This is a genomic window from Citrobacter sp. GW821-FHT02E08 (assembly GCF_059421685.1).
Genome location: NZ_JBWKVL010000013.1, coordinates 24,406 through 50,957, shown reverse-complemented (window position 1 = coordinate 50,957; position 26,552 = coordinate 24,406). Strand labels below are relative to the sequence as shown.

29 protein-coding genes are annotated in these 26,552 nt (G+C 51.4%); 14 read left to right on the top strand and 15 right to left on the bottom strand.

The window, feature by feature from the left end; all coding sequences use genetic code 11:
• Nucleotides 1–6: 6 nt before the first annotated feature.
• The 7 genes from AC07UY_RS16300 to AC07UY_RS16270 are packed head-to-tail and all read right to left on the bottom strand — an operon-like array spanning nt 7 to nt 6,918.
• The gene (locus AC07UY_RS16300; RefSeq protein WP_203357841.1) at nt 7–945 is read right to left on the bottom strand and encodes an oligopeptide/dipeptide ABC transporter ATP-binding protein; all 939 of its coding nucleotides are present in this window, start codon (nt 943–945) and stop codon (nt 7–9) included.
• Nucleotides 938–1,924, bottom strand: coding sequence for an ABC transporter ATP-binding protein (locus AC07UY_RS16295; RefSeq protein WP_494660158.1), 987 nt, complete (start codon nt 1,922–1,924; stop codon nt 938–940). The genes AC07UY_RS16300 and AC07UY_RS16295 overlap by 8 nt, the downstream gene beginning before the upstream one ends.
• Nucleotides 1,921–2,817, bottom strand: a complete 897-nt coding sequence (gene ddpC, locus AC07UY_RS16290) for a D,D-dipeptide ABC transporter permease (protein ID WP_494660159.1) — start codon at nt 2,815–2,817, stop codon at nt 1,921–1,923. The genes AC07UY_RS16295 and ddpC overlap by 4 nt, the downstream gene beginning before the upstream one ends.
• A complete protein-coding gene (locus AC07UY_RS16285) occupies nt 2,814–3,836 on the bottom strand; it encodes an ABC transporter permease (RefSeq protein ID WP_494701569.1) in 1,023 nt (340 codons plus the stop codon). The genes ddpC and AC07UY_RS16285 overlap by 4 nt, the downstream gene beginning before the upstream one ends.
• Nucleotides 3,837–3,880: 44 nt before the next feature.
• On the bottom strand, nt 3,881–5,440 hold the full coding sequence (locus tag AC07UY_RS16280) for an ABC transporter substrate-binding protein (protein ID WP_494701568.1): 1,560 nt from the start codon (nt 5,438–5,440) through the stop codon (nt 3,881–3,883).
• 15 nt (nt 5,441–5,455) lie between these two features.
• Nucleotides 5,456–6,037: a D-alanyl-D-alanine dipeptidase gene (gene ddpX / locus AC07UY_RS16275; protein WP_494701567.1), complete on the bottom strand. Its 582-nt coding sequence runs from the start codon at nt 6,035–6,037 to the stop codon at nt 5,456–5,458.
• A 14-nt stretch (nt 6,038–6,051) separates the two neighbouring features.
• Entirely contained in the window at nt 6,052–6,918 is an 867-nt protein-coding gene (locus tag AC07UY_RS16270; protein WP_494701566.1) for a MurR/RpiR family transcriptional regulator, read from the bottom strand.
• A gap of 404 nt (nt 6,919–7,322) precedes the next feature.
• Between AC07UY_RS16270 and hdeB the strand changes: the two genes are divergently transcribed.
• The 7 genes from hdeB to AC07UY_RS16235 all read left to right on the top strand — a co-directional run bounded on the left by hdeB (nt 7,323) and on the right by AC07UY_RS16235 (nt 13,779).
• Nucleotides 7,323–7,652, top strand: coding sequence for an acid-activated periplasmic chaperone HdeB (gene hdeB / locus AC07UY_RS16265; RefSeq protein ID WP_276291775.1), 330 nt, complete (start codon nt 7,323–7,325; stop codon nt 7,650–7,652).
• A gap of 167 nt (nt 7,653–7,819) precedes the next feature.
• Entirely contained in the window at nt 7,820–9,766 is a 1,947-nt protein-coding gene (locus tag AC07UY_RS16260) for a methyl-accepting chemotaxis protein (RefSeq protein ID WP_494701565.1), read from the top strand.
• 138 nt (nt 9,767–9,904) lie between these two features.
• Nucleotides 9,905–10,219: a helix-turn-helix domain-containing protein gene (locus AC07UY_RS16255; RefSeq protein ID WP_192612200.1), complete on the top strand. Its 315-nt coding sequence runs from the start codon at nt 9,905–9,907 to the stop codon at nt 10,217–10,219.
• Nucleotides 10,212–11,480 (top strand): type II toxin-antitoxin system HipA family toxin, encoded by a 1,269-nt coding sequence (locus AC07UY_RS16250; RefSeq protein WP_494660225.1) that lies wholly within the window; start codon nt 10,212–10,214, stop codon nt 11,478–11,480. Before AC07UY_RS16255 ends, AC07UY_RS16250 begins: the two co-directional genes overlap by 8 nt.
• A gap of 197 nt (nt 11,481–11,677) precedes the next feature.
• On the top strand, nt 11,678–12,076 hold the full coding sequence (locus AC07UY_RS16245; RefSeq protein ID WP_192612199.1) for a RidA family protein: 399 nt from the start codon (nt 11,678–11,680) through the stop codon (nt 12,074–12,076).
• A gap of 19 nt (nt 12,077–12,095) precedes the next feature.
• Nucleotides 12,096–13,064 (top strand): threo-3-hydroxy-L-aspartate ammonia-lyase, encoded by a 969-nt coding sequence (locus tag AC07UY_RS16240; RefSeq protein ID WP_494701564.1) that lies wholly within the window; start codon nt 12,096–12,098, stop codon nt 13,062–13,064.
• A gap of 79 nt (nt 13,065–13,143) precedes the next feature.
• Nucleotides 13,144–13,779 (top strand): helix-turn-helix transcriptional regulator, encoded by a 636-nt coding sequence (locus AC07UY_RS16235; protein WP_494701563.1) that lies wholly within the window; start codon nt 13,144–13,146, stop codon nt 13,777–13,779.
• Between the two features lie 70 nt (nt 13,780–13,849).
• Here the strand turns inward: AC07UY_RS16235 and AC07UY_RS16230 are convergent, their stop codons facing one another.
• From AC07UY_RS16230 to AC07UY_RS16220, 3 genes are all read right to left on the bottom strand, one after another.
• Entirely contained in the window at nt 13,850–15,166 is a 1,317-nt protein-coding gene (locus AC07UY_RS16230; protein WP_494701610.1) for a glycoside hydrolase family 10-like protein, read from the bottom strand.
• 105 nt (nt 15,167–15,271) lie between these two features.
• Complete coding sequence (locus AC07UY_RS16225; RefSeq protein ID WP_494660167.1) at nt 15,272–15,559, bottom strand: VF530 family protein; 288 nt, start codon at nt 15,557–15,559, stop codon at nt 15,272–15,274.
• Nucleotides 15,560–15,651: 92 nt separating this feature from the next.
• A complete protein-coding gene (locus tag AC07UY_RS16220) occupies nt 15,652–16,167 on the bottom strand; it encodes a hypothetical protein (protein ID WP_494701562.1) in 516 nt (171 codons plus the stop codon).
• 302 nt (nt 16,168–16,469) lie between these two features.
• On the opposite strand from AC07UY_RS16220, the gene AC07UY_RS16215 reads away from it, so the two are divergent.
• The 3 genes from AC07UY_RS16215 to AC07UY_RS16205 all read left to right on the top strand — a co-directional run bounded on the left by AC07UY_RS16215 (nt 16,470) and on the right by AC07UY_RS16205 (nt 19,042).
• Nucleotides 16,470–17,867 (top strand): ISNCY family transposase, encoded by a 1,398-nt coding sequence (locus AC07UY_RS16215; RefSeq protein ID WP_494701561.1) that lies wholly within the window; start codon nt 16,470–16,472, stop codon nt 17,865–17,867.
• A gap of 53 nt (nt 17,868–17,920) precedes the next feature.
• Nucleotides 17,921–18,316: a helix-turn-helix domain-containing protein gene (locus AC07UY_RS16210; protein ID WP_494701560.1), complete on the top strand. Its 396-nt coding sequence runs from the start codon at nt 17,921–17,923 to the stop codon at nt 18,314–18,316.
• 183 nt (nt 18,317–18,499) lie between these two features.
• A complete protein-coding gene (locus AC07UY_RS16205; RefSeq protein WP_494701559.1) occupies nt 18,500–19,042 on the top strand; it encodes an AAA family ATPase in 543 nt (180 codons plus the stop codon).
• A 4-nt stretch (nt 19,043–19,046) separates the two neighbouring features.
• Here the strand turns inward: AC07UY_RS16205 and AC07UY_RS16200 are convergent, their stop codons facing one another.
• Nucleotides 19,047–19,637, bottom strand: coding sequence for a GrpB family protein (locus AC07UY_RS16200; RefSeq protein ID WP_494701558.1), 591 nt, complete (start codon nt 19,635–19,637; stop codon nt 19,047–19,049).
• A 166-nt stretch (nt 19,638–19,803) separates the two neighbouring features.
• Entirely contained in the window at nt 19,804–19,986 is a 183-nt protein-coding gene (locus AC07UY_RS16195; protein WP_494724435.1) for a hypothetical protein, read from the bottom strand.
• Nucleotides 19,987–20,301: 315 nt separating this feature from the next.
• Between AC07UY_RS16195 and AC07UY_RS16190 the strand changes: the two genes are divergently transcribed.
• Nucleotides 20,302–21,153 (top strand): aldo/keto reductase, encoded by an 852-nt coding sequence (locus AC07UY_RS16190; protein WP_494660171.1) that lies wholly within the window; start codon nt 20,302–20,304, stop codon nt 21,151–21,153.
• Between the two features lie 25 nt (nt 21,154–21,178).
• Entirely contained in the window at nt 21,179–22,168 is a 990-nt protein-coding gene (locus tag AC07UY_RS16185) for an aldo/keto reductase (protein WP_494660172.1), read from the top strand.
• Between the two features lie 33 nt (nt 22,169–22,201).
• Here the strand turns inward: AC07UY_RS16185 and AC07UY_RS16180 are convergent, their stop codons facing one another.
• The gene (locus AC07UY_RS16180; protein ID WP_494660173.1) at nt 22,202–23,095 is read right to left on the bottom strand and encodes a LysR family transcriptional regulator; all 894 of its coding nucleotides are present in this window, start codon (nt 23,093–23,095) and stop codon (nt 22,202–22,204) included.
• A gap of 265 nt (nt 23,096–23,360) precedes the next feature.
• On the opposite strand from AC07UY_RS16180, the gene AC07UY_RS16175 reads away from it, so the two are divergent.
• Both AC07UY_RS16175 and AC07UY_RS16170 read left to right on the top strand, forming a co-directional pair.
• Nucleotides 23,361–23,750 (top strand): hypothetical protein, encoded by a 390-nt coding sequence (locus tag AC07UY_RS16175; protein ID WP_494660174.1) that lies wholly within the window; start codon nt 23,361–23,363, stop codon nt 23,748–23,750.
• A 40-nt stretch (nt 23,751–23,790) separates the two neighbouring features.
• Nucleotides 23,791–24,417 (top strand): SMI1/KNR4 family protein, encoded by a 627-nt coding sequence (locus AC07UY_RS16170; RefSeq protein WP_494660175.1) that lies wholly within the window; start codon nt 23,791–23,793, stop codon nt 24,415–24,417.
• 93 nt (nt 24,418–24,510) lie between these two features.
• Here the strand turns inward: AC07UY_RS16170 and AC07UY_RS16165 are convergent, their stop codons facing one another.
• Entirely contained in the window at nt 24,511–25,242 is a 732-nt protein-coding gene (locus AC07UY_RS16165; RefSeq protein WP_494660176.1) for a hypothetical protein, read from the bottom strand.
• A 171-nt stretch (nt 25,243–25,413) separates the two neighbouring features.
• On the bottom strand, nt 25,414–26,328 hold the full coding sequence (locus tag AC07UY_RS16160) for a M14 family metallopeptidase (protein WP_494660177.1): 915 nt from the start codon (nt 26,326–26,328) through the stop codon (nt 25,414–25,416).
• Nucleotides 26,329–26,552 lie beyond the last annotated feature (224 nt).

Sequence of the window (26,552 nt, the reverse complement as noted above, 5' to 3'; positions counted from 1 at the left end):
CGGGCATCAACGATCCTCAAGCGCCCGCCAACAGCGCACATCACGCCCCGACTCTTGCGGAAGTAGCGCCTGCTTTTTCTCGCATCCCTGCGTCGCTAACGGGCAACGGTCGCGAAAAAAACAGCCCTGCGGCAGGGTGCGATTGCCGGGAAGCTCGGTTTTACGCAATACGAGATCTTCCGCCAGCGGCGCGCCTGTTTTAGGAACCGAATCAAGCAACAACCGCGTATAGGGATGCGCGGGCGAAGTTAACACTTGCCGGGCATCACCCAGTTCAACAATTTGCCCGAGATACATCACCGCGACGCGATCGCTCATGTGCCTGACCACCGAAACGTTATGTGAAATCAACACATAGGTCAGGTTTCTGCGGGCCTGGAGAGAAACCAGCAGATTGAGGATTTGCGCCTGTACGGAGATATCCAGCGCCGACGTGGGTTCATCCAGCACAATCACATCCGGCTCAGAGGAGAGCGCCCGCGCGATAGCGATACGCTGGCGTTGTCCGCCGGAAAACGCATGGGGAAGACGGTCGAGATACTCCGGACGAATGCCCACCAACAGCGCCAGCTCTTCTGCCAGTGCGCGACGTTCCCGCTCGCTGTTGTGTTTTTGGATCCAGACCGGTTCGGTGATGATCCGCCAGATCGGCAATCGGGGGTCGAGCGAGGAGAGCGGGTCCTGAAACACCATCTGCATCCCTTTGTTTGATCCACGCCCCCGGGAGCATTGCCCCTGACTGGGTTTCAGCATCCCCATCAACAGCTGCGCCAGCGTGCTTTTGCCGCAGCCGGACTCTCCCACAATGCCGAGGGTTTCGCCTTCGCGGATCTGCAAATCCAGTCCGTTCAGGGCGTGAACCCGTTCGGTGACGCGCCCCAGCCAGTTGCTGCGGGCCGGGAAATTGACGTGCACATCCTGTAGCGCCAGTAAAATATCAGACATGCGTTGTCTCCAGTTGCGGATACCAGCAGGCAGATTGCTGCGTCGTGTCGCCTGTGCGGCGCATCGGCGGGATAACATCACACTGCTGTCCTGCGGCGAAACAGCGCTCGCGAAAGGCGCATCCGGTGGGTAAATGGGTGAGATTCGGTACCGTTCCGGGGATCGCGGGCAGCGGTTCACGAGGCAAACCGTGTTCCGGGGCGCATTTCAACAAACCGATAGAGTAAGGATGCGTGGGATGGCGAATCACCTGTTCCGTCGGGCCGCTTTCGATAACGCTGCCGGCATACATGACATACAGCCTGTCGCACAGTTGCGATACCACCGCCATATCATGGCTGATAAACAGCACGGCAGTGCCGCTGGCGCGCGCTTTATGTTTGAGCAAGCGCAACACCTGAAGTTGAACTGTCACATCCAGCGCGGTAGTGGGCTCATCGGCGATGATCAGTTCCGGCTCGCAGGAGAAGGCCAGTGCTATCATCACACGCTGGCGCATACCACCGGAAAGCTCAAACGGATATCGCGACATCACCTGAGCGGCGTCCGGGATTTGCATCTCTTCCAGCAGAGCGACGGCTTTCTGTCGCGCATCGTAACGGCGCATTGGCTGGTGGTGGCGGATCACTTCCACCATCTGTTGCCCAATGCGTCGGGTCGGGTTCAGTGCGGTCATCGGCTCCTGGAAAATCATCGCCACCCGCGCGCCACGCCACTGGCGCATCTGTTTTTCACTGGCGTTCAGAACATCTTCACCCAGTAACGAGACGCGTCCCTGATGAATGCGATAACTGCCTTCCGGCAACAAACGCATCGCCAGCATCGCGGTCACCGATTTACCGGAGCCCGACTCACCAACCACGCCAACAATTTCGCCACGCTGAATATGCAACGACACCCGGTTCAGCGCATGAACCTCGCTTTTATAACCCGGAAAACTCAAATGCAGATCTTCAATTTCCAGTACGGGTTGCGTCATGACTGTTTTCCTCCGGCTTTGGGGTCCAGCAGATCGCGAATACCGTCGCCAAACAGATTAAATCCCACGGCGGTGATGAGGATCGCCGCGCCGGGGAAGGCGCAATACCACCACTGGTCGAGAACATAATTACGGCCAATCGCCACCATCGCTCCCCATTCTGCACTCGGCTGTTGTGCGCCGAGGCCAATAAAGCCCAGCGTCGCGGCCATCAGAATCGCGCTGCCGATATCCAGCGAAGCCTGAACAATCAGCGGCGGCAGCGAATTGCGCAAAATATGCCAGCTGATCAGGTGCCAGCGTGATGCGCCATAGGTTCGTGCCGCCTGCACATAGGCGTACTGACGGACAACCAGCGTTTGTCCGCGCGCGAGGCGCACATAAAACGGGATACGGACAATAGCGATCGCCATCATGGCATTAAACAGACTGGGACCGAGGGCGGCCGCCAGCGCCATGGTGAGTACCAGCGAGGGAATCGACAACATAATATCCATCATGCGCATGATGACGGCATCGGCTCGCCCTCCCATCACGCCCGATAAACAGCCGAGCAGCGAACCAATGCCACCCGCAATACCGACCACCACCAGACCAGCAACGATAGACTGCTGGCTGCCCACCAGGACACGACTGAACAGATCGCGTCCGACTTCATCGGTGCCAAACCAGTGGCTGGCAGAAGGCGGCAGCAGACGGGCGGTTAAATCGATGGCGTTCGGGTTATAGGGCGTGACCCACGGCGAAAGCACCATCAACAGCAGCATCAGAACAATAATGACGCCGCCAATCAGCGTCAGCGGACTGCCTTTGATCAACCACCACAGCTTCGCCCAGTCGGTGCGACGGCGGGTAGTTTGCGGTGGCGTCTGCGTTTCCTCGGTTAACATCATTCAGCACCTCCGCGACCAATACGGGGATCGATCCACAGGTAGAGTAAATCCACGAGCAGATTCACCAGCACGTAAGCAAAAGAGACCACCACGGCAAAGCCCATGACGGCGGGGAAGTCGAGCGCCTGAATTGAGGTCACGACCCATGCGCCCATCCCCGGCCAGGCAAACACCGTTTCGGTGAGTACCGCGCCATAGAGCAAATCGCCCAACGCCAGTCCCAGAACGGTAATTGACGGGATCAACGCGTTAGGCAGCGCATAACACAGCACGATGTACCAGCCAGGCAGGCCGCTGGCGCGCGCGGTACGAATATAATCCTCGCTCAGTTGTTCCAGCATCGCGGAGCGAATTTGGCGCGCCACAATGCCCAGATGCACAAAGGCGAGGGTCAGGGCGGGTAAAACCAGGTGTTGCAGCGCATTGAAAAAGACCTCGCCATTGCCTTCCAGCAGGGCGTCGATCAGATAAAACCCGGTGACGTGATTCGGCGGGTCCAGCCAGTCATCAAGCCGTCCGCCGCCGGGCAAAATTTGCAGATGACCGTAAAACAGCACAATCACGCCAAGCCCCAGCCAGAATGCCGGGGTTGAAATACCGGTAATGGCCATCAGACGCACCAGATGATCCAGCCAACGGTTGCGCCATACGGCGGATAAAATGCCCAGCGGAATGCCGATAACCAACGCCAGCAGCAGCGAGCAAAACGCCAGTTCCAGCGTGGCGGGGAAGAAGACGCGCAGTTCGTCCATCACCGGGCGTCCGGTACGAATAGAGGTGCCCAGATCGCCATGAAAGAGATCGCTCACATAGCGAAAGAACTGGATATACAGCGGCTGGTTAAGCCCTAACTGCTGGCGAATATTCTCCACAATCTCGTCGCTGGCGCGATCGCCTGCCAGCAGGCGCGCAGGGTCGCCAGGAATCAGGTGCGAAATAATAAAGGTAATCACGCAAACCCCAGCGACCACCAGGACGAGTCCCCAGCAGCGCTGACGTAAAATGGACCAGAAAGTCATTGGCTTCCCCTTGCGGAGCCAGTACGGCTCCGCATCAACGTGGCTTATTTGCTCATCGTAGAAATATTGAACACCTGTTCCAGCATCGGGTTGAATACAAAGCCTTTGACCTCTTTGTTCATCGCCAACTGGTAGTTTTTCTGGAACAGATAAACGTAAGCAGCCTCGTCAATTACGATGGTTTGCGCCTGTTGGTAATCCTTGGTCCTCGCCGTCTGGTCGGTGGTGGCCAGCGCGCTATGCAGCAGTTTGTCGACGTCGGCGTTTTCATAGAATGAGCGGTTGCCCGGCAATCCTTTCTTATCGGATTCAAACCAGTAGTTCATGAACATATAGGGGTCGGCGAAATCCGGGCTCCAGTTACCAATCGCAATGTCATAATCCCCTTTGCCGACGCGGTCGCGCATGGTGGCATTCGCCAGTTTTTCCAGTTTCACGTTGATACCCAGCTTACTGAGACTGGCCTGGGTCGCGAGGGCGATCGGTTCCCAGTTCGGATCGTTATCCGAGTAGAGGAAACTGAGGGTCTTCGGTTTGGCGGCAACGTTCTCCCACGCGGCTTTGGCTTTTGCCTCGTCTGTACTGTATTGCATCGCATTGGCATCATAGCCCCACATGCCTTCCGGAATCGGCCCGCGCATCTGCTTGCCGTTACCGCTCAGAATGCCGTTCACCATGCCCGGATAGTCTGTTGACCAGGAGATAGCGCGGCGTAAATCGACCTGATTCAACGGCGCTTTACTGTTGTTGAGATAGAGATACGTCACCCGCAATGACGGATACTCGGCCACCGTCACGTTGCCTTCCTGTTTTAAGGCGGTGAGCTGATCAACCGGTAGGGCATCTGCGATATCAATGTCCCCACGCGACAGTTGCAGGCGACGGGAGGCGCTTTCACCAATGATTTTCACCGAGACACGTTTAAACGCCGGTTTCGCGCCAGCGTAATGGGGGTTTGGCACCAGGATCAATTGCTGGCCTTTCTGCCAGCTTTTCAGCATAAAGGGTCCGGAACCCGCCGTGTTCTGCGCCAGAAAACCGCGCGCATCGTCCGCCGCATTCTCTTTCAACACCGCCGGGTTGATGATGGAGGCGCCATCGTTAGCCAGCGTATACAGGAACGGCGCAAAGGGCTGAGTCAGCGTAAATTTCACCGTATGATCGTCAAGTGCTTCCACTTTCAAATCTTTCGGGAAGGCTTCCGCGGGTCCCTGACCAATCTTCAACAGACGCTCAAAAGAGAGCTTCACCGCCTCGGCGGTCACCGGTGTGCCATCCGCAAATTTGGCCTCTTTATTGAGCGTGAAGGTCCACTCTTTTTGATCGTCAGAGGCTTTCCAGCCGCTTGCCAGATCGCCTTCCACCTCAGTTGAGCCTTTGCCGCCCTCCGTTTTGTACTGCACCAGGCGCTGATAAGAGGGATAGGTCACCGTCCAGTCGTTGTTGTCGATAGTGACCGCCGGGTCGAGGGTTTGCGGATCGGCCGCTTTGCCGATCACCAGCATATCTTTGGGGACGGCGGCATAACCTGGCAACGCCATTGCCAGAGCTGCGGCGATCAACGCAGGGCGAAACAGCGAGGCTAATGTGATTGTTGTCTTCATGACCTTGCTCCAGAATTAAAGTGTGTGTTGTGTTGTCGTGGGTGAAAAACAGGCAATGCAGTCGTCGAGTAAGGGGTATTTCGCGGCGGCAGGTAATTCAAAATGCCACCATTCGCTGCTGATCCCGACAAAACCGCCACCGAACATAATCGCGTTCAGCAGCAGGCGATTTCGCTGTGCCTGCGCCGGCACCGACGGGTGATATGCGTGAGAACGGTCGTGCATTTCGTCAAAACCCGCGCCCATATCAAGCACCTGACCGTTTGCGTCCATCAGCGTGACGTCGATAGCGGTGCCACGGCTGTGATTCGACCCAATCGCCACATCGACCACATACTGCGGGTCAGGGCAGACATCCCACAGGATGGATTGCGCCTGCTGCGGGCGGTAGGCGTCGTACACCACCAGAGACAAGCCCGCCAGTTGCGCAATGCTGATGCTTTTTGCCAGCGCAGCAACGGCGTCTTTGTGTAACAGGCAACGCGCTTCCCGATAAATGGGCGCGCCGGTGAGGTTATCGGCCGTGGCGTATTTGAGATCGATATGCAGCGACGGGAAGATCGCCGACACATCGCGCAGTACGGGGTTTTCTGACATAGCACAGTTCCTGTTTATTGTTCGAATTGACCAAATTCTTGTTGTAATTGACGGTTGGTGTGTAAGCGTTCGGCGAGGGTATCGCCCAACTGCTCAACCACGCTGGAGAGTAATAAGTTGAACAGACAGCTGACGGGCGCCAGGGAATCCCAGAAATGCCCGGTATCGGTTTTTACCTGCAATAAATCAATGGAATAGTCTCTTGCCCACGGACACCAGACATCGGTGACCAGCGCCAGCGGAATCTGCCGTTCACTGGCCACGCGACAGTAGTGCCGTGCGGTGGCGGAGTAGGCGCGGGTGTCGGTAATCACCACATAGGGCTGCGTAAACCCTGAATTCAGCGATTCAACCCAGCTCCCTGACAACCCTTCGGAGTAACTCACCTTAGGACGCAGATATTCCAGATGGCTAAAAAATGCGTTAGCAATTCCGCGAGTCGACTGGATCCCCAGAATGTAGACGGCTTCTGCGTGAGCCAGTTGCTGTGCAATCCGTAAAAACGTTTCACTTTGCGCCAGTTGATAGACGTGGCTAATGGCGTCAATTTCCAGCGACAACGACTGTTGCGCGCGGTCCGGCAACCGCTGTTGCTGCTGCCACGACCCCAGACGCTCGTTCATTCCCCAGGGCTGATAGGGGATAGAGGGGAGTTCGCGCAGACTCGCTTTGGCATCCTCCAGATTGCGAAACCCGAGTTTACGCAAATAGCGCCCCACTGTGATCCCGCTGGTGCCAGTCGCTTTAGCGATGCCGTCAGCCGTTTCAAAGGGGATCTGCGCCGCGTGGGTCAACAACCAGCCTGCAACACGCTTTTCGCTTGGCGTTTGCTGACTGAACGTGCGTTCAATGCGGGCAAATAATTCAGGTTTCTCTGTCATTACCGTCTCGCTGTTAAGTCGCTGTCAGATGCCGCGTTGCTGTTATCTGATTAACAATGCAGGACGCGTGCCATACCATCGACAGTCGTCCCGACGCCTTTTTTGTTAAATTTTGGTAATTTTTAATTAACTAACGATCAACATTTGTGCAGCGTAGTTCACTTTTGGTGCAACGGCTGTAGAGGCGGGGGCGGAATATGTTGAATTCGTAGACACGATCACAAAGCGCAGGGGGTTTTAATGCCCGATACATAAAAATCAGTCGCCGGAAATATCAATAATAGCCATAACAATTGCCAGCGACTTTATTCCTGAAACGTCTGGGGTATTATTTCTTTCGTCCTACATTAACGGTTTAAAGCGCGTGTGTAGATATTAATTATTGTGTTTATGGAGTCACAAAAATGAATAAGTTCTCCCTTTCTACAGCAGGTATTTTGGTGGCGGCGCTGTTGACCAGTGTAAGCGTAAGTGCAGCAACGGATAACGCCAAAACTGAAGTCACACCCAAAGGTATGAGCTGTCAGGAGTTCGTTGATCTGAATCCGCAAACCATGGCACCGGTGGCTTTCTGGGTGCTTAATGAAGATGAAGATTTCAAAGGCGGTGACTTTGTTAGCTTCGACGAAACCGTGACCACGGCGGTTCCGTTAACCGTTGAAATTTGCAAAAAACATCCTCAGAGTGAATTAAGCAAAATTAAAGACGAAATCAAAAAAGAATTATCTAAATAATTTTTAGCGTTATTTAAACCCAGCCAGAGTGCTGGGTTTTGTTATATGTGACATTGTCACGTTTAAATCATAAAACCCTCACCATGCTTTATCACCCAACCGCCATAAAGATATAAATTTGCGTGCCGATACTGGTTAAACGTTCGCCTTTTACATAAGGAGTTTGTATGGCCTGGTATCCCTCACGTATTTCTACCCGTTTAACCCTCGGCGGCATTTTGCTGTTGGTCGTCACCACGCTGGTCATCGTGGCGATTATGCTGTGGCGCGGTCAGCCACGGGTTATCGAGATCAATTCCGCCCTTATTGAGGAGACGGGACAAGGTCTGACCCGGCATCTCAGTACCGTGTTATCACGTATTGAAGGGGAAACCGTCACCCTTGCGCGGATGGCCGAAGTGCTTCCCAATGATGAGGCGCTTTATCGCAGTGTGGTTCCCCATCTGATTGGCGAGCAGAATAATGCAATGATTACCGGCGGCGGGATCTGGCCAGAACCGGATGCCTTTACGCAAGGCGTAGAACGCCGCAGTTTTTTCTGGTCGCGTAACGCCGAAGGAAAGCTGATATTTTCAGATGACTACAACGTGCCTGGCGGCAACGGTTACCACAGCGAAACCTGGTATCAGCAGGCGAAAGGGCGTTCGCAGGATAGCTGTCTGTGGTCCGATGTTTATCGTGATGCGATCTCTGGCGTCAATATGGTGACCTGTAGCATTCCGTATCGTCACTCAGGCGCGTTTGCTGGCGTCGCCACCACCGATATCCGTCTGGATAATGTCGCGACGTTTATGCGCCAGCAAGGTAACAGCACTGGCGGCTATGCCTTTGTGGTGGATAAGCAGGGGCAGATTCTCTATTTCCCGCAGGCTGACCCGGCAAAATACAAGACGTTTAGCGATCTGCTCAGCACCTCTGACTGGCTGACGCCGGTGGCAGAGAGTCTGAAATCGCTACGCGGCAGCGCACAGGTGACATCTATAGCGCTCGAACATGACAACATCATTAACGCCCCTTCACGGGTCATGCTGTTCCCGATGGCGGACACCGGTTGGGTGGTCGGTCTGGTCACACCGCAAGAGCGTATTGTCGGCCTGGCGAAAGTGATGATGCAGGATGTTCTTGAAGTCCTGATCCCGATTATGACGCTGTTGCTGGTGGGTGCATGGCTGGTGGTGCGCAGGCTTATCTCCCGGCTGGATGATACACGCCGCGCACTGGATGATATTGCTCAGGGGGAAGGCGATCTCACCCGACGTCTGGATGTTCGTGGGAAAGATGAAATTTCTGATATCGCCCAGGCATTTAACCTTTTCGTCGACAAAATAGCCGCCATTTTGATCAACGTTCGTAGCAGTAGCGTCGTGGTTGCCAGCAACGCCGTCAGTCTGGCAGACAGCAATACGGAGTTATCCACGCGCGTGACCCAGCAAGCGGCGGCCCTTGAGGAGAGTGCGGCGGCCATGGAACAGTTAAATGCGACCGTGCATCAAAATTCAGGCAACACACAGTTAGCGGATGAGTTATCCGAAAGCACCGCGCAAACGGCGAACCGCTGCGGCGATGTAATGCAGGGGGTGATTTCGACCATGGATAACGTCAGTGCGTCATCCGGTCGGATGGTCGAAATTGTGGCAGTGATCGACAGCATTGCATTCCAGACGAATATCCTGGCGCTCAATGCGGCGGTCGAAGCGGCACGGGCCGGTGATGCCGGGCGGGGATTTGCGGTTGTCGCCTCCGAAGTGCGTACGCTGGCGCAGCGTAGCGCTACTGCCGCGCAAGAGATCAAAACCTTAATTGATGGATCGGTCTCGCATGTGAATACCGGAAGTCAGCAAATTCATCATGCGGGTGACCGACTGGAAGAACTGGTCAGCAATGTACGGCAGGTAAGACAGTTGATGGGGGAGATCCGTGTTGCCGGGGACGAACAGCGTAAAGGGGTTTCCGAAGTGACGCTGGCCGTCACCGAAATGGACAGTACGGTTCAGCAGAACGCCTCGCTTATCGACGATGCGGCGACGCGTACTCAGGTGCTGAAAGAAGAGGCGGAGCAACTGGCACTGCTGGTTTCTTCGTTCAGACTGCCGGAACCTGTCATGGCGAGTTAACTCCAATATTAAGTGCATTAAACTGTATTAATGCACTTAATTCTTTTATTTTGGGTGTTGTGCTGGTTTGCGCATATTCATAATTAACTCTATAATATTGTGGATAAAGTGCAATTAAGCGAGATAAGCCACCCTATTATGGATTTAATGCTCAGAACGCCCGTTGAAATCGTCAAACTTCTCTGCGAACGATTACGCAAAGAACGCCTGTCAAAACAGATGACCCAGGCGGAGGTTGCTGCACGCGCGGGGATTGGCGTGAATACGGTGTCGAATCTCGAGGCCGGACGAAATGTGGGCTTTGAGGGGCTGGTCAGGGTGGCAGTTGTTCTGGGGTTGGGGGATGAACTGGAAAACCTGTTCAAACCGAAAATTGAGAGCCTGGATGACATGGTGCGCTACGAAGAGAGTTCAGCACGTCAACGCGTGAGAAGGAAAAATGACGATGCCTGAACACATTGATGTCTTTTATGAAGGATGGGGTGAACGCTGGCGTTGGGGCCGACTGATGTCGTCTACCGCCATGACGGGACGCCCGCTGATTGCCTTCGAATACAGTGATGAAGCCGTACGCAAAGGCTTCGAACTCTCCCGGCTGACCCTACCTCTTAATGGTCCTCGCTTACGACAAGGTTTTCCCGCCCATCAGCTTGGTCTGCCTGGCCCCGTTTATGATTCATTGCCCGATGGTTGGGGAATGCTGCTCATGGATCGATTGTTTAAACGACGGGGACTCAATGCCGCGCGCATTGGTCCTCTGGAACGATTGACCTGGATCGGCAGCAATGCGATGGGCGCCATGACATTCCAGCCGGTTCAGCCGGACGCAGATACAGTCAGTGCACAGGAGATTCCCCTTATTCAGTTAGCCTCTGAAGTACAAGAGGTATTGAGCGGTGAGGGCGGCGAGTTCCTGCAAAAGTTACTGCAGATGGGAGGCTCACCGCAGGGCGCAAGACCCAAAGCGTTACTTTATCGTGACACTGTCACTAAAAAATTCACCACGTCACCGCAACCCGGATACGAAAGTTGGTTAATCAAGTTTCCGGCACAACATGAGCATGCGGAAGTCTGCGCCATTGAGGCGGTGTACTCTGAATGTCTGCGTCGGTGCGGTATTGCCACCCCGGACACCGCTTACTTCGCGCTGGATGATCAACAGGCAGCCTTTGCCACGCGTCGCTTTGACCGCAACAATGATCGTCGTGTTCCGATGCAAAGTCTGGCCTCTTTTACCGGGGCGAATTATCAGGTTCCGGGGGCACTGGACTATCGCAGTTTTTTACGCGCCACCCAAATATGCACCAACGATGTCAGAGAAAAAGCCGTCGCCTTTGAGCGTGTGGTCTTCAACGTGGTGTTTAATAATCGGGACGATCATCCGAAGAACTTTGCCTGGCTGATGTCCGCAGAGGGTAACTGGACGCTGGCTCCCGCATATGATGTTACCTGGTGTGAAGGGCCTGGCGGCTATCACCAGATGGATGTCATGGGCGAGGCATTAGATATCGAGAGAAAACATCTGCAGACGCTGGGCGAACAGGAAGCGGAGTTAATGCCGCAGAAGGTGGACGAAATCATCGCGAAGATTTGTGCGGTCGCCGCCAGATTCAGTGAGATAGCGAAAGACCTGTATCCCGGACACATTACCCAGGCAACGCTTAACACGATACAAAAACGGATCGCTGAAAATATCCGTCGTCTGAACGTATGACCTGACCAAACCACAGGTCGCTGATGCTTAAAAATCCGTGTTGAATACCCTCAACACGGCTTTTTTATTGGATTTACGGTTGCTCAAAATGTGATCCCGGGGCAGAGAAAAGGGTTGGCGAGCAGGAAGAATCGCGTTATATATACATAAAGTATTAAATTAGACATTTTGTATTATAACCTATACGGAGAGTACGTATGTCTTCCGACATTATCCTCAGAAACATGACGTCCGGCGTGAGCCCTGCAGGCCACTACTCGCACACCTGCACCGCCGGGGGTTTTGTGTTTGTCTCGGGTCAATTACCCGTTACCGCAGCAGGTGAGATCAATCCCGCCGCCTCGTTCGAAGAGCAGGTGCATCAGGTGCTGGCAAACCTCGATGCCTGCCTTGCAGCGGCAGGAACAGACCGCGCTTCACTGGTGTCGGTCAGAATCTATGTCACTGATGTCTCGCAATGGCCCTTGTTCAATCAGATTTACGCACAATGGCTGGGAGAGTTTAAACCTGCTCGCGTGGTGGCTGGCGTTGATGCGCTTCATTATGGATTTGCCGTAGAAGTTGAAGCCGTTGCCCTTGCTCGTTCGTCTTCCTGAATTATTCGGAGTTAACAACATGACTTCACTGCAATTCCCTGAGTACAACGATGTGGTTGCTGCGGCACAGCGCATCGAAGGCTATGCTAACCGCACGCCGGTGCTGACTTCCCGTACGGTGAATGATGCGTTTTCGGCAGAGGTATTTTTCAAGTGTGAAAACTACCAACGCATGGGCGCATTTAAGTTTCGTGGTGCGATGAACGCCCTCAGCCAGTTTACGCCACAACAGCGCGCGGCGGGCGTCGTGACGTTTTCGTCCGGCAATCACGCCCAGGCCATTGCGCTGGCGGCAAAGCTATTGAACATCCCGGCGACAATTGTCATGCCGCACGATGCGCCTGCGGCAAAAGTGGCGGCGACAAAAGGGTATGGCGGCAATGTGGTTGTCTACAATCGCTATACCGAAGACCGCGAACAGATTGGCCGGGATCTGGCGACAAAGCACGGACTGACGCTCATCCCGCCCTACGATCACCCGCATGTGATTGCCGGGCAGGGGACTGCCGCCAAAGAGTTGATCGAAGAGGTCGGCCCGCTCGATGTGCTTTATGTTTGTCTGGGCGGCGGCGGATTGCTTTCCGGTTCGGCGCTGGCCGCACGACATTTGTCGCCAGAGTGCAGAATTTATGGCGTTGAGCCAGAAGCGGGCAATGATGGACAGCAATCATTTCGCAGTGGCAACATCGTCCACATTGATACCCCCAAAACCATTGCCGACGGCGCGCAAACCCAGCATCTTGGGCAGTATACGTTTCCGCTCATTCAGAAACACGTCGATGATATTCTTACGGTTTCCGATCAGGAACTTATTGACTCAATGATCTTTTTCGCCGAGCGGATGAAGATGGTGGTTGAGCCGACCGGCTGCTTAGGGTTTGCTGCGGCGCGAGCCAATAAAGAACGGTTACACGGGAAACGGGTGGGGATCATTATCAGCGGCGGTAACGTCGATATCAGCCGTTATAGCGAGTTTCTGGCAGGCTAAATACGTGAGGATATCTGGCAGCAGATATCCTTTTTCTTTAGACTGCACCGGGAATATTGCGTCGTTCGCAGGAGAGAAAATGTCTAAACCCGAGGAAAATTCACTGTTAGGTCAGCTTGATATCATTGCTAAAGGGCTCAGTGAAACCTTTTCGCCATTCTGCGAAGTTGTTGTGCACGACCTTAAAAATCCCGAACATGCGATTCTCGCGATCCATAACAACTTATCCGGCAGGGAAGCAGGGCAACCCGCAACCGAATTGGGGCTTGCACGTATTGCCTCGCCGGATTTCCCCAACATTGTGGCGAACTACGGCAATCAATTTGCCGATGGCCGCCCGGTGAAAAGCACCTCTATTGGCATTAAAGATAATGATGGCAAGTACGTCGCGGCCCTGTGTCTGAACGTGGACATGACGCTATTCCGGGGCATGCAAAGTGCGTTAGCGCGCTTCACCGAGATCGAAAACACCTCCGTACAGGAACATATAGAACCGACAGGATCGGAGGCGATCCGCCAGCGTATCGACAGTTACGCCGCCAAACGTGCGACCACGGCACGCGCACTCAATATTGCCGACCGAAAAGCCGTTATTCAGGAATTACGTAAAGACGGTCTTTTGGAGGTGAAAAAATCGATGGAGACTATCGCCCAGCATCTCGGTATTTCAAGAGCAACGGCGTATCTCTATGCCCGTCAGGAAAATGAGATATAGCTCAACCCGACAGCGTGCAATCTACTGGCTGCACGTTGCCAGGCGTTAATTACAGGGAAGGGAAGGTCCGTTAACTGCCCCAGCGACTTCTCAGATAATTGACCGCCTGCTGCGTTTGCGGCTGGTTGAGATAGTCTTCTCTGAACAGGATCGTGCCGCTAATTTGTGGCACCGATTCATTCAAATCAAGCTGTTTTTTAAGCTCCGGCACGCCGCCATTGACCATCCAGTCCGGTTCATTTTTGGAGGGTTCGCCAACTTTGTACAGGGCAATACCGATGTAGAGCCGCGTGTTGGTCGGCTTCACGACATCGGCCCACCATTTTGCCAGTACATCATAACGGGCCGCGCTGCGCGAAAAGGGCCAGTAAATTTGCGGGGCGATGTAATCGAGTAATCCTTGCTGAACCCAGCGACGCGTGTCGGCAAAGGATTCATCGTAGGCAGCTGCGCCTCGCGTATCGGAACCGGCGGGATCGTGTGAGCGATTACGCCATACCCCGGCCGGACTCACACCAAATTCGACGTCGGGTTTTAGCGTGTTAATGGTTCGCGAAACTTGTTCTATCAGCAATTGCGTATTGTGCCGACGCCAGTCTGCTTTCGATGCGAACGCGCCGCCGTATTTTCGGAAGGTTTCGTTGTCATTGAGCGTGGAACCTGGAGACTCTGTATAGAAGTAGTCATCAAACTGCACGCCATCAACCGGATAACGTGAGACGACTTCGGCAACGATGCTGGTTATCCAGTCGCGTGCCTCCGGAATGCCCGGGTCGAGAACAAAACGATCGCCCGCGGTTCGGATCCAGTCGCGATGCAACACAAAAACGCTTGAAGGATGTTGAGACACCGTGCTGTTTAGTTCGGCGACGGTCGACGGCTTCGTGTTGGTGGAAACGCGATACGGATTAAACCAGGCATGCACTTTCATGCCGCGTTTATGCGCTTCATCAAGCATAAATTGCAGCGGGTCATAACCCGGATTTTCACCGATGGTGCCGGTCATGAGATCTGACCAGGGTAAAATCTCCGAGGGCCAGAGCGCCGTACCGTCTGGTTTGACCTGGAAAAATACGGTATTGATACCAATGCTTTTCAGCTGATCCAGCTTGTTGGTCAACGCGTTTTGCTGCTGACGGACTCGACTGGCGGTATCACTCACATTGACAGATGATACCGGTGGCCAGTCAAGGCGAGAAACCGTTGCCAACCAGATACCGCGCATCGGTTCCTGGCGCTGTTGAGGTTTACCCGGTGTGACTGGCGTTGACGGCGTGACAAGCGAAACCGGAGGTTCTGAGGAACAACTGGAAAGTAAAAGAGCCATTGCGATAAATGATAATGACTTTTTAGCCATGCGCTGGAGGCGACGAGAGCAGATATCCATGTATGCCAGTTTTCCGATGATCACGTGAGAAGGTCATTCTCGTATTATTCAAACGTAAGTCAATACGAAGCGTGCGGCATACAGGCGGCTTGGCAGAGTAGGGGATTAATCCTTCTTACTGCGCCCCTCGGTCCACGGATTAAACGCAGGTTCATCCTTTACTTCAGGCTCTGCATCATTCAGAGAATCAAGGTATAGCGCTTCAACTTCCGCGCGGGCCCACGGCGTACGTCGCAAAAATTTCAAACTCGATTTGACACTTGGGTCATTCTTAAAGCAGTTGATGTTGATCAGTTGAGCCAATTTAACCCAGCCATAACGCGCAACAAGTGCATTAACTTGCATTTCAAGCGTCACGCCATGCAAAGGATCTTTAGAAAAGTGAGCAGTCACAGGAGGTCCCGTCAATTCAGATTTGGGGTGAGGGTACAAGAAAGTGGCGTCATCAGCAATGTAGTGCCAGCAATAAAGAAGCTGGCTGGCGACTATTTTGTACCAATTGTGTGAGTATTTCTTGCCTGGTAGATCAACTGGCGCCAGGCGCGATTATGCAGGGTGAACAGTAGCATCTTATAGAAGGCTGTAGACAGAATGCAGCCAGCGCTGAGCAGTAGAATGATGACACTCAGCAGCGCTGCGGTCAGATCGACACCCGGCCAATTGGTACCGTTCATCGCGCCAGTCAGCGCAGAAACCAGGTAGACAGCCGTCAACAGCAGACTTATCACTGCCAGAGTAAGATGCACCCGTAAGGCGCGAATGCTGCCTTTGCCAATCATAAATGTCGTCAGACCGTTGATGCCAGCGAACAGCAGCGCGATCAGCACAACCCACACGAACACCCGGTCAGCAGGCTGGTTTAGTGCGGCGAGTACGCCGTAACCCAACCACAGCTGTGGAATAGCAAAACTGACGGTTACCCCGAGGGTACTGATCGCTGCCGGAATGCCCATGGTATGTAACCCAACCGGTTTCCCCATCTGTTCGTGTAACAGACACATCAGTTAGATGCTAACAGCGTTAACTCGACTGAAGCGTCAATATAACATGCAAGCCATGGTGGTCATGTTCAACCTGATGAGCTAATAACGCAAGAGGAGGGATGCCAGAGACTCTCAGAACGTGGGAGTGGTTTAAAGTTATCGGCCTTAATAATCAATTTAACATAATATACATTATGCGCACCAGCATTGTAGTGGCTCAATGCTAATGTCTATTTCTGGCTCATTAGGAATGTCCAGTCTATAGTGTTCAAACCTGTGAACCTGGACACCGACTCACTTTTCCTGATGAGAGGTTTTCTATGGCTACACATGACGCTGGAATGTTCACCGTGAAAGAAATCAACCGCCTCAAAATCCTTCAGGACGTCATCGATCGCAACCTGCGTCCTGGCCAGGCTGCGGAGATGCTCGGCATCACGCCACGCCATTGCAGCCGTCTGCTGAAACGTTATCGTCAGTCCGGACCGCTTGGTATGAACAACCAGAGTCGCGGTCGCACCGGAAACCGCCTGTTGCCCGCATCACTGACTGAGCTGGCGCTGAATATCATCCGAGAACGCTACCCCGATTTTGGACCGACGCTGGCACGGGAAAAGCTCGAGGAATTTCATGGTCTGATCCTTGGCAAGGAAACCATCAGACGCCTCATGATAAAAGCCGGACTATGGATCCCCCGCAGACAACGCCCACCGAAAATTCACCAGCCCCGTTACCGGCGTCCCTGTACCGGCGAGCTGATCCAGATTGATGGTTGTGACCATCACTGGTTTGAAAACCGGGGTCGGCCCTGTACAGCACTGGTCTATGTTGACGATGCGACCAGCCGCCTGATGCACCTGCTGTTTGTGAAATCTGAATCCACGTTTACCTATTTTGAAGCGACACGTGGCTATATCGAGAAATTCGGTAAACCCATGATCCTCTACAGCGATAAAGCCAGCGTATTCAGAGTCAATAATAAGCACGCCACCACGGGGCCCGGTGAAACCCAGTTTGCCAGGGCCATGCGTTGCCTTAACATCACCCCTCTGTGCGCGGAAACCAGTCAGGCAAAAGGCCGCGTTGAACGCGCCCATCTGACACTTCAGGACCGGCTGGTTAAGGAGCTCAGGCTAAAAGGGATCAGTACGATAGATGCAGCAAATGCGTTTGCCGAAGAATACATGACCGATTACAACAAGCGGTTTGCCAAAGCCCCCCGGCATGATTTTAATGCTCACAGGCCACTGACATTAACCGATGATCTTGATGCGGAATTTACCTGGCGAGAACCCCGTCGGGTTTCAAAAAACCTTACAGTACAGTACGATAAAGTGCTTTATCTTATTGAAGACAGTGAGTACAGCCGTCGGGCCATAGGTAAATATATCGACGTCTGGCATTATCCTGACGGGCATAAGGAACTGCGCCTGAATGATGTGCTGCTCCCCTATTCCACCTATGACCGGTTGTCGGAAGTTGATCCCGTCGCGATTGTAGATAATAAAAGACTGGGCCATGTGCTGGACGTTGCCAGGCAGGTCCAGAGAAAACGTGACAATAACCGTTCACAGTCGGTACCTTCTGGCGATGAACCTTCCCGCAGGCGGCATGCACCCAGCATTAACAAATCTCAGCGTTCACTGAACGAAGATGACATGCTTGAAGCCATGATAAAGCTTCAGGGTAGCTCGGAGGCCATTTTTGGAAAAAGATGAACCCGAGGCAAACGAGCAACAGCGGCTAATTCATCCTGAAAAAGAGACCAGACATGTCAGAAACAGATGAAAAAGTGATGATGTCACTCAGGGAACGCTACCGGCTGGAACTCATTGAAGCCGTTATATCCCGGGAATTAAGTCTGACGGATGCGGCTGCATCAATGGAGATAACCCCGCGCCACTGCCGCCGTCTGATTGCGCAATACCTACAGGCAGGACCTGTCGGGTTAGTCAGCCAGCGGCGTGGAAAACCCAGTAATCACCGACTTCAGGCAGAGATTAAAGCCCGCGTTATTCATTTTCTGAAGACTGAGTGCCTGAACATGGGGCCATCACAGGCACAAAGAATGCTGGTAACGTCTGAGAGTATCAACCTGTCAGTCGAAACGGTAAGACAGCTGATGATTACAGAGAAATTATGGCAACAAAAATCGAAAACCTCATAATCGAATTATCCCGGATTGAATGGCAGCCTTAGTTTGAACTTGAGCTGGCAGGACTCTGCGGTATAACACGACAGTCTGCAATGAGCGATGAGCTGACATGCAATTCAGGATAAGATGTAGTGATTCAAACCATCACAGGTATATTGCTGCTTCATCGCATCAATAAATATTCAGGAGAGGTCAATGTCTTCAGTTTTACAACATCGCTTCATTCTTACAGGTGGCCCAGGATCAGGCAAAAGCACGATAATTGATACGATTATAAAACGAGGGTTTTGGTGTTCTAAAGAAGCAGGAAGAGGTGTGATACAAGACCAGGTTAACATCGGCGGCGATGCATTACCGTGGGCTAACCAGAGTGCATTTGCAGAACTGATGCTATCCTGGGAAATGCGTTCGTGGCATGAAGCGGAAGGGCAAACACAACCCTGCTTCTTCGACCGTGGTGTTCCTGATGTTGTGGGTTATTTACGTCTTTCTGAGCTTTCCATACCGAGGCATCTAGAAAACGCCATCGAGAAATTTCGCTATAACCGAATCGTATTTATTGCACCACCCTGGCGTGATATATATGTACAGGACACAGAGCGCAAACAATCTTTCGATGTTGCCGTCGCGACATATCACGCAATGGTGAAAACATACCGTATGTATGACTATCAATTGATTGAATTACCATGTACTTCAGTAGAGGAACGTGTGGGTTTTATCCTTTCCAGGATATAGCACATCAAATATAGCCCAAATGTTTAAAAATCCTCTGATAGATATCGTGTACCACTTTACTTTTATTTTCATGATATTTATGAATATCAAAGCTGCAACCTTTAATTGCTTCGAATTTGGCATTAGCATATAATTTGCAGTCTTTTTCTGACTGTCTAAGCCAATCTCGGAAAAGCAAATGCCGAGCTGTTTCAGGGGTGTCCTGAGTAAAAACATGTAGGTTAACTCTAGGATTTTCATAATGAAAAAGGCGATGGCCATGGAAGCGAGGTTCACGAACAATTAGTCTATATCCAAGTTTTTCAAGCGCTAACAAATATACTTCTTCATCCCCAGCATCAGCAACCGTCACGTCAATATCAATAACGGGTTTAGCGGCCAGACCAGGTACTGCCGTAGAACCCACATGATCAATTTTTAGCAAATTCGAACCTAATATATCCTTAATTTTAGATTCCAGTGCTGAATATATTTCCGGCCACGAGGGATCATAAGCAACGACCGAAATATTCTCAATCGGCGGTACACCATTAACAAAGTAGCTATCCTGAGGATCGATGACATAATGCTCCATCATCTCTTTTTTGCTAACCATGAACTGATACCCATAGATCATTAAAATTATGAACGATAGTGTACAGGAGATGGGGTTGGATGTCTCTCAAGCGACCGCTTCTGGCACACAGCGGCCTTTTCAACATATAGACATTTCTAATGAGCCAATGAATAGACAATCCTACTGAGCTTTGACAAGCATGGAATCAGGCAGAATCCGTAGTTTTGTGGTTATGATTGTCCTGGTTGCTGATAGCCTTTGAAAGCGCTTTCTTCAGCATCAATACCAACAACCTGGCCTGCTTGTCATGACGATTGGTTTTACCGGACATCACGTTCGCAACGCGCTCATATCTGATCATACTCAATTTTTGTATCGTACGTTTCATCCTATCGTCTTCTGGTTATCTGTGAACTTTGTTCATCTAAATTTGCGGATGATGATCATCTCTGTCTCGACTGTGAACGTTCAGGCACGCACATTAATATGATGTGCTGTCTTATAAAGCATCTGGCTCTCGCATAAAACGCGTCAAATCATCCTCAACGTTTGTTAGCAACCTTCGCTTTTGCCACTCATCCTCCCGTCAGGTTTCGGTCTATTAATGAGCCATTCTAATAAACCCTAGTTTATTACCCCATCTAATCAAATAAATCACTCTGCGTTATGCTTTTCCCCCGACAACAGTTTGAAGGATAACGTCATGCAAACGGTAAAACTGAACAACGGTATTGAAATGCCCCTGCTGGGTTTTGGTGTGTTTCAGATGACGGATGCCGCCGAGTGCGAAAGCGCCGTTATCGAGGCTATCGAAACGGGTTATCGCCTGATTGATACTGCGGCCTCTTACCAGAATGAAATCCAGGTCGGGAACGCGCTGAAACGTAGCGGCATTCCACGCAGCGAACTCTTTGTCACCACCAAACTGTGGCTTCAGGACACCCACTACCAGGGTGCGAAAGCACAGTTCGAACGTTCGTTGAATCGACTACAGCTGGACTATGTTGATCTGTATCTGATTCACCAGCCTTACGGCGACGTCCACGGTGCCTGGCGTGCCATGGAAGAATTGCAACAGGCAGGGAAAATTCGCGCGATTGGCGTAAGTAACTTCCATCCGGACAGACTTGCCGACCTTATCGCTTTCAACAACATCGTTCCCGCCGTAAACCAGATTGAAGTAAACCCTTTCAATCAGCAGCTGCATGCCGTTCCGTGGATGCAAAGCCGCGGCATTCAGCCACAAGCCTGGGCCCCTTTTGCTGAAGGTAAACATGGTCTTTTCCAGCATCCCGCATTAGCGGCGATCGGTCAGAAATACGGCAAAAGTGTGGGTCAGGTTGTCCTGCGGTGGATCTTCCAGCGTGGCATCGTTTCGCTGGCGAAATCGGTGCGAAAAGAACGTATGGAAGAGAACATCAATATTCTCGATTTTGAACTCAGTACGGAAGATATGCTGCAGATTGCGGCCCTTGATACCGCAACCAGCGCCTTCTTCTCTCACCGCGATCCTGCGATGGTGGAATGGTTAACAGGCCGAAAACTCGACGTTTAAGCCACGAAAAAGAGGTACGTATTAAATGCAAAAACGTTATTTGGGTAAATCTGGACTCGAGGTGTCAACGCTGGGTCTCGGTTGCATGGGGCTCAGCCACGGCTACGGCCCGGCGACAGATACCCGCCAGGCTATCGAACTCATTCGTGCCGCGGTTGAACGTGGCGTCACTTTCTTCGACACCGCCGAAGTGTATGGCCCCTATCAGAACGAAGACGTTGTCGGTGAAGCCTTAAAACCGTTTCGCGATCGCGTCGTTATCGCGACTAAATTTGGTTTCACTTTTGGTGATGACAACAAGCAGCAGATTTTAAACAGCCGTCCGGAGCATATTCGTGAAGCCGTGGAGGGATCACTGCGCCGTCTCAAAACAGACGTTATTGATCTGTTGTATCAGCACCGCGTCGATCCCAATGTCCCCATTGAAGATGTTGCGGGGACGGTGAAAGATCTGATTGCTGAAGGTAAGGTCAAACATTTCGGTCTTTCCGAAGCGGGCGTGCAGACTATTCGGCGGGCGCATGCCGTCCAACCGGTTACCGCTGTGCAAAGCGAATATTCAATGTGGTGGCGTGAACCTGAACAGGAAATCCTGCCACTGCTGGAAGAATTGGGTATTGGTTTCGTGCCATTCAGCCCGTTAGGCAAAGGTTTCCTGACGGGATCTATCACGGCAGGAACCACGTTTGGTCAGGATGATTATCGAAGCCAGGTACCGCGCTTTGCCGCACAAGCGCTGGAAGCGAATGAAAAACTGGTCGTGTTACTGGGCAAACTGGCAGCTGAAAAAGGGGTGACATCTGCGCAAATTGCCCTTGCATGGCTGCTGGCACAAAAACCGTGGATTGTGCCCATCCCAGGAACCACCAAACTGCACCGACTGGAGGAGAATCTGGGTGCCGCAGACATCCCTCTTTCTCAGGATGATTTGCAGCAGATAACCCAGGCGCTTGAAACGGTGAAAATCGTCGGTAATCGTTACTCCCCGGAACATCAGGCTCGTGTAGATCGTTAAACGCAAGCGGGTCTGCTGTGCGCTGCAGACCCGTTATTCAAAGTACCGAAGCGCGTCGATCATCAGTGCGAAAGCTGGCGGATGCTGTTTACGGTTGGGATAATAAAGGTAGTAACCGGGAAATAACGGACACCACGCCTGCAGAGCCTGAATAAGTTCTCCTGATTTCACATACTCCTGAATCATATCTTCTGGTACACAGGCAAGACCAAATCCGGATAACGCCGCATCAATTCGTTCTGACAACAAATTAAGCGTCAGTTGCCCTTCAACCCTGACGCGCAGCGGCTTCCCTTCCCTCTCGAATTCCCAATGATAAAGACCGCCGGCCGTTGGCAAGCGCATATTGATGCACCGATGATGTTGTAGTTCGTGCGGCGTTTCAGGTGCTGGGTTTGCGGCAAAATAAGCCGGTGCGCCGACCACTGCCATTCTCATATCCGGCCCAATTCTTACCGCGATCATATCCTTATCAACGCTTTCGCCAAGACGCACCCCGGCATCAAAACGTCCTTCAACAATATCGACAAAACTATTATCAACCACCAATTCGACATTGATTTCCGGGTATTCTCTGAGGAAGGATTTCAGCTTTGGCCATACCAGACTCCGCGCGGCATGTTCACCGGCGGATAGTCGGATATTGCCTGAGGGGGTGCCGTTCAGTTGAACAAGCGCCTCGAACTCTTGCTCAAGCTCGGCGATTCGTGGCTCCAGGCAGGCAATAATTCGCTCTCCGGCTTCCGTTGGCGCAACGCTTCGGGTGGTTCGCGTTAAAAGACGGATATTTAAACGTTCTTCCAGCGCTTTCATCGCATGACTTAGCGCTGACTGCGAAACGCCAAGCTTAGCGGCCGCTTTAGTAAAACTCCGCTCTCTTGCCACCACCAGAAAAATTTGCAGTTCATTGAAGTTTTCTTTGAGCATTGGCCATTTCCTTATTCAGGAACCCCCTCAAAGAGAAATTATGAAGGGTGTTCATGGGGAAAATCATTTTAGCCCCATTACTAATAATAATGATAATTGATATTCTATATGTATCGAAAATCTTCCTGTATGAACAGAGGCGTGGACATTACTACGCCGATGCTTCACAAGGCAGTTGCAGAAGACGCCACCCTGCTCCATCATCGCTTATGCGATACTGAGTAATACGCCGTAACGAAACAGGTCTTATAGAAAGGGAATTTTTATGAATTCAGATGAGCGACAGTTTTATGAAGACGACGAAGGCATTGCTGTTGATTTAATTCTGCAGGCCTTCGGTCCTGAACCGGTTCAGTGCATAAATCTTGAGGCGGAGTTTGCGGATCAAAAAATGAAGGATGACATCGATTTTCTCGTCAAGACACAAAATGATTTCTATCAGAAGATCACTGCAGAAGCTAAACAATATTGTGAACGCGTATACGGAGCCAGTGTGAAAAATCTGACACTGGTAAAAATATACCTTTCTCCTGAGAATCAGCATCAATTTGGCTTCATGCTTTCCACTTCCCTTGACCCGGAGCATGGGTTAGGGGTTAAATTTCATGGCATTGAAGTGAAAAAAACAGGAAGTAGTGAAACAGCATTTTTGTGAACCTTCAAATACATATTAAATATTAAGGCAGTGATAATAAATGAATTTATCTTCCACCGACGCCACATCAGCCAGTCATACCCCGCCATTGGTCTGGCCAGAATTTACCAATGACAAGGCGCAACTAGAGTGGTGGCTTGCCTGCGTCAAGGCATATCGCGCGGAGTGGGCAAAACCTGCGAGCCTCACGCCAGTTAACGCCCAGGAAATTGATGCGCTTGAACAGCGTCTTGCTTGCCCACTTCCAACGCCGTTACGCACGTATCACGAAAACATTGGTGTACTGGAACTCTCCGAAAGTTTGTGTAGCGTGACGCCTGTGAAATACAGCAATATTGAACCACTACTTGATGCTTATCCCGGTATTACAGATATTCTGGAGGATACGCCTGAATCAACCTCGCTATGGACGCTGGTTAATCAGCTTATTGTCTTTGGCGACTATCTTGGCAACGGTAATTTATGGTGTTTTCACCGCAATACCGGCGAAGTCTGGTATTTTGATCATGACAGCTCACCTATGCTAACGAAAATGTTTACCGATGTGGGTCAGTACCTCGATATTCTGATGTTCATGTGCCTGTTGTTTATTCATGATGAGGAAGGAAATGAGGAACTACTGCGAGAGCGCCTGGGCGATGAAATCGTAGAAAAATGGATGTATTAGGGGTTCAACGCAGAAAACTATTTTGCTACGCCCCTTAACGACATAATTTGTCACACAGATACCGGTTGACGATCACTAACAACCAATGTGTCCCTACTGAAACGGCCAGGCGACACGTTCCGTTATTTTTGGCTGAGTTGATGCTTTTTCAATAAACGCGGGCCAGGTGTATGATTTAGTAATAAATTTCCATGAGTAATACTCTTTACCCTCATCAATAAACTTCAGGTTCAAAAGCGCCCAATCCTCATCATGACAGTGTGAGGTTTTGGCATACTCTTCTGCGGTAAAACACGCCCTGATCATCGCCTTTGATGAAAAAAGGACATCCTTAAATGCCACCTGAGATGAGCCATCATCATTGAGCATGATAAAGTCAGCATACTCCTCTTCACGGCTACCACCGGAATACAATGCCTGCCATTTCGTCACTAAAGCAATGGCCTGTTTTGTTTTGCTCAAGGGATATAAAGCCGGATAGATATATACCTTATCTTTTATCAGGTCTTCACTCATCTCATTTTCATCGTTATTTTTATTGTCGAACTTCCATTGCCCTTCCTTGATGTAATCGTCATTTTTTTTGCGGAATTTTATCATCTCAAGTGTGGGTTCTATTAAGTAAAAAACATCCTCCAGACCTTTTGCTTTCCAGACCTTTGTTTCTTCCCCACAACGGTTTATAGCGGCCTTACATACGCCCGTATACTGCTCACTATTTTTTTTCAGTGCAATAAAAGCAGTGGGTTTTATTGTGTTGATATTCCCTTGCGCCGCCAGAGGGAAAGAAACTGCTGCAACGAATAAAACCACGCAATTCTTCATGATATTCTTCCTGAACTGAATATTTCACATGAAAGGAACTCCCTTTCACCTTGTCATTGTATCGCCCCCAATGCCAAAAGCAGATACAACAGTTGTTTATTTTACTCGCAAATTAAATGAAAATCCCTTTCCATTTTTTAGCTAAAATTTGCTTGAAAAATCCGGTTGGCTTTAATGCGCCAGCGCAAAGTTCAGCGCCGCTTTCACCGCCTCAACCTGGGCAATGATGCACGCTTCCGGATTTGTTTTTTCACTGTCCGGATACACTTCGGTCGTCGTGGTATAGCGAGCAGCGGTCATGGTTGCACAAAGATGGTAGTGACTATTCGGATATTCAACGACCCCTGGACTCGCGACCCGAAAGCCCAGCATCTTCCCTTCTGCATCGGACGGTGCGATGTGGGTCACTTTCTCAACGGCGGCAATGATCGCCCGTTGGAAATCCAGCTGAGAATTTTCTTCGTCGCTGACCAGGTAAAATCCATCCGGGACAACGTCCGGGATATATGGCCCACCGTCCCTGGCCGCAAGTGCCGGACGGAATTCGCTTTCGTCGCTATCCGTTGTCTCATGGAGATCGATATGCACCCGAAATTGTTCCCGCAACGGCGCAATCAGCGACATAAGCGCCTGGGACTCTTCCGCCTTACCTTCGGCGTAGAAACTTCTGTTCGGATCGATGAGATGATAGTTCCAGCGTGAGATCCGCTCAAATGCCCACGGACTGACACAAGGAGCAACCAACAGATTCATTTTGCCTTTGTATTCTTGCCCATGTTCTTGTAAAAACCGCAGCGCGCCCAACACGCCACTGGTTTCATAGCCATGTACGCCACCGGTGATGAGCGCCGACGGTAAAGATTCATCCCAGTCAACGCTGCGCAGCGCCATTAAAGCATAGGTATCACTGGCACAAGTAATTTCACCGTACTTAACAATCTTATAGTCGTTGCCAAGCGCTCGGATTTGACTTAACACATCGTCATAGGACCGTGACGGTAACTGGTTCTTACGCCATTGCTCGCGCTCAGATTCTCCCCAGGGCTGTCCGGGAGTGCCAATTGGATAGAAATTCGCTGATGTCATGGTTTCTGCTCAATGATCGATAAAAAGTGAATGAGGTATGACGCCCTCTCAGACATCATGTCTTAATTGAACGGAATCACAATAAATCAACAATCGGCAACCATCAATCCCGAACGCCCCCAAAATGCCGATGAATGTTGTTAGCAATCAGTATGTTTGAACGCTCCTCGCCTTTTTTCCACTGAAGACTGGTTGCCTGACAGATCATCTGATAGTGTTTTGAG

Coding starts and splice junctions, on each gene's coding strand:
- AC07UY_RS16205 (WP_494701559.1), top strand. CDS start 18,500: ATGTCTTCAGTTTTACAACATCGCTTCATTCTTACAGGTGGCCCAGGA.
- AC07UY_RS16300 (WP_203357841.1), bottom strand. CDS start 945: ATGTCTGATATTTTACTGGCGCTACAGGATGTGCACGTCAATTTCCCG.
- AC07UY_RS16235 (WP_494701563.1), top strand. CDS start 13,144: ATGTCTAAACCCGAGGAAAATTCACTGTTAGGTCAGCTTGATATCATT.
- AC07UY_RS16255 (WP_192612200.1), top strand. CDS start 9,905: ATGGATTTAATGCTCAGAACGCCCGTTGAAATCGTCAAACTTCTCTGC.
- ddpX (WP_494701567.1), bottom strand. CDS start 6,037: ATGTCAGAAAACCCCGTACTGCGCGATGTGTCGGCGATCTTCCCGTCG.
- AC07UY_RS16195 (WP_494724435.1), bottom strand. CDS start 19,986: ATGAAACGTACGATACAAAAATTGAGTATGATCAGATATGAGCGCGTT.
- AC07UY_RS16240 (WP_494701564.1), top strand. CDS start 12,096: ATGACTTCACTGCAATTCCCTGAGTACAACGATGTGGTTGCTGCGGCA.
- AC07UY_RS16250 (WP_494660225.1), top strand. CDS start 10,212: ATGCCTGAACACATTGATGTCTTTTATGAAGGATGGGGTGAACGCTGG.
- AC07UY_RS16175 (WP_494660174.1), top strand. CDS start 23,361: ATGAATTCAGATGAGCGACAGTTTTATGAAGACGACGAAGGCATTGCT.
- AC07UY_RS16285 (WP_494701569.1), bottom strand. CDS start 3,836: ATGACTTTCTGGTCCATTTTACGTCAGCGCTGCTGGGGACTCGTCCTG.
- AC07UY_RS16260 (WP_494701565.1), top strand. CDS start 7,820: ATGGCCTGGTATCCCTCACGTATTTCTACCCGTTTAACCCTCGGCGGC.
- AC07UY_RS16185 (WP_494660172.1), top strand. CDS start 21,179: ATGCAAAAACGTTATTTGGGTAAATCTGGACTCGAGGTGTCAACGCTG.
- AC07UY_RS16180 (WP_494660173.1), bottom strand. CDS start 23,095: ATGCTCAAAGAAAACTTCAATGAACTGCAAATTTTTCTGGTGGTGGCA.
- hdeB (WP_276291775.1), top strand. CDS start 7,323: ATGAATAAGTTCTCCCTTTCTACAGCAGGTATTTTGGTGGCGGCGCTG.
- AC07UY_RS16165 (WP_494660176.1), bottom strand. CDS start 25,242: ATGAAGAATTGCGTGGTTTTATTCGTTGCAGCAGTTTCTTTCCCTCTG.
- AC07UY_RS16215 (WP_494701561.1), top strand. CDS start 16,470: ATGGCTACACATGACGCTGGAATGTTCACCGTGAAAGAAATCAACCGC.
- AC07UY_RS16220 (WP_494701562.1), bottom strand. CDS start 16,167: ATGTGTCTGTTACACGAACAGATGGGGAAACCGGTTGGGTTACATACC.
- ddpC (WP_494660159.1), bottom strand. CDS start 2,817: ATGATGTTAACCGAGGAAACGCAGACGCCACCGCAAACTACCCGCCGT.
- AC07UY_RS16170 (WP_494660175.1), top strand. CDS start 23,791: ATGAATTTATCTTCCACCGACGCCACATCAGCCAGTCATACCCCGCCA.
- AC07UY_RS16160 (WP_494660177.1), bottom strand. CDS start 26,328: ATGACATCAGCGAATTTCTATCCAATTGGCACTCCCGGACAGCCCTGG.
- AC07UY_RS16190 (WP_494660171.1), top strand. CDS start 20,302: ATGCAAACGGTAAAACTGAACAACGGTATTGAAATGCCCCTGCTGGGT.
- AC07UY_RS16200 (WP_494701558.1), bottom strand. CDS start 19,637: ATGGTTAGCAAAAAAGAGATGATGGAGCATTATGTCATCGATCCTCAG.
- AC07UY_RS16280 (WP_494701568.1), bottom strand. CDS start 5,440: ATGAAGACAACAATCACATTAGCCTCGCTGTTTCGCCCTGCGTTGATC.
- AC07UY_RS16230 (WP_494701610.1), bottom strand. CDS start 15,166: ATGGATATCTGCTCTCGTCGCCTCCAGCGCATGGCTAAAAAGTCATTA.
- AC07UY_RS16245 (WP_192612199.1), top strand. CDS start 11,678: ATGTCTTCCGACATTATCCTCAGAAACATGACGTCCGGCGTGAGCCCT.
- AC07UY_RS16295 (WP_494660158.1), bottom strand. CDS start 1,924: ATGACGCAACCCGTACTGGAAATTGAAGATCTGCATTTGAGTTTTCCG.
- AC07UY_RS16210 (WP_494701560.1), top strand. CDS start 17,921: ATGTCAGAAACAGATGAAAAAGTGATGATGTCACTCAGGGAACGCTAC.
- AC07UY_RS16270 (WP_494701566.1), bottom strand. CDS start 6,918: ATGACAGAGAAACCTGAATTATTTGCCCGCATTGAACGCACGTTCAGT.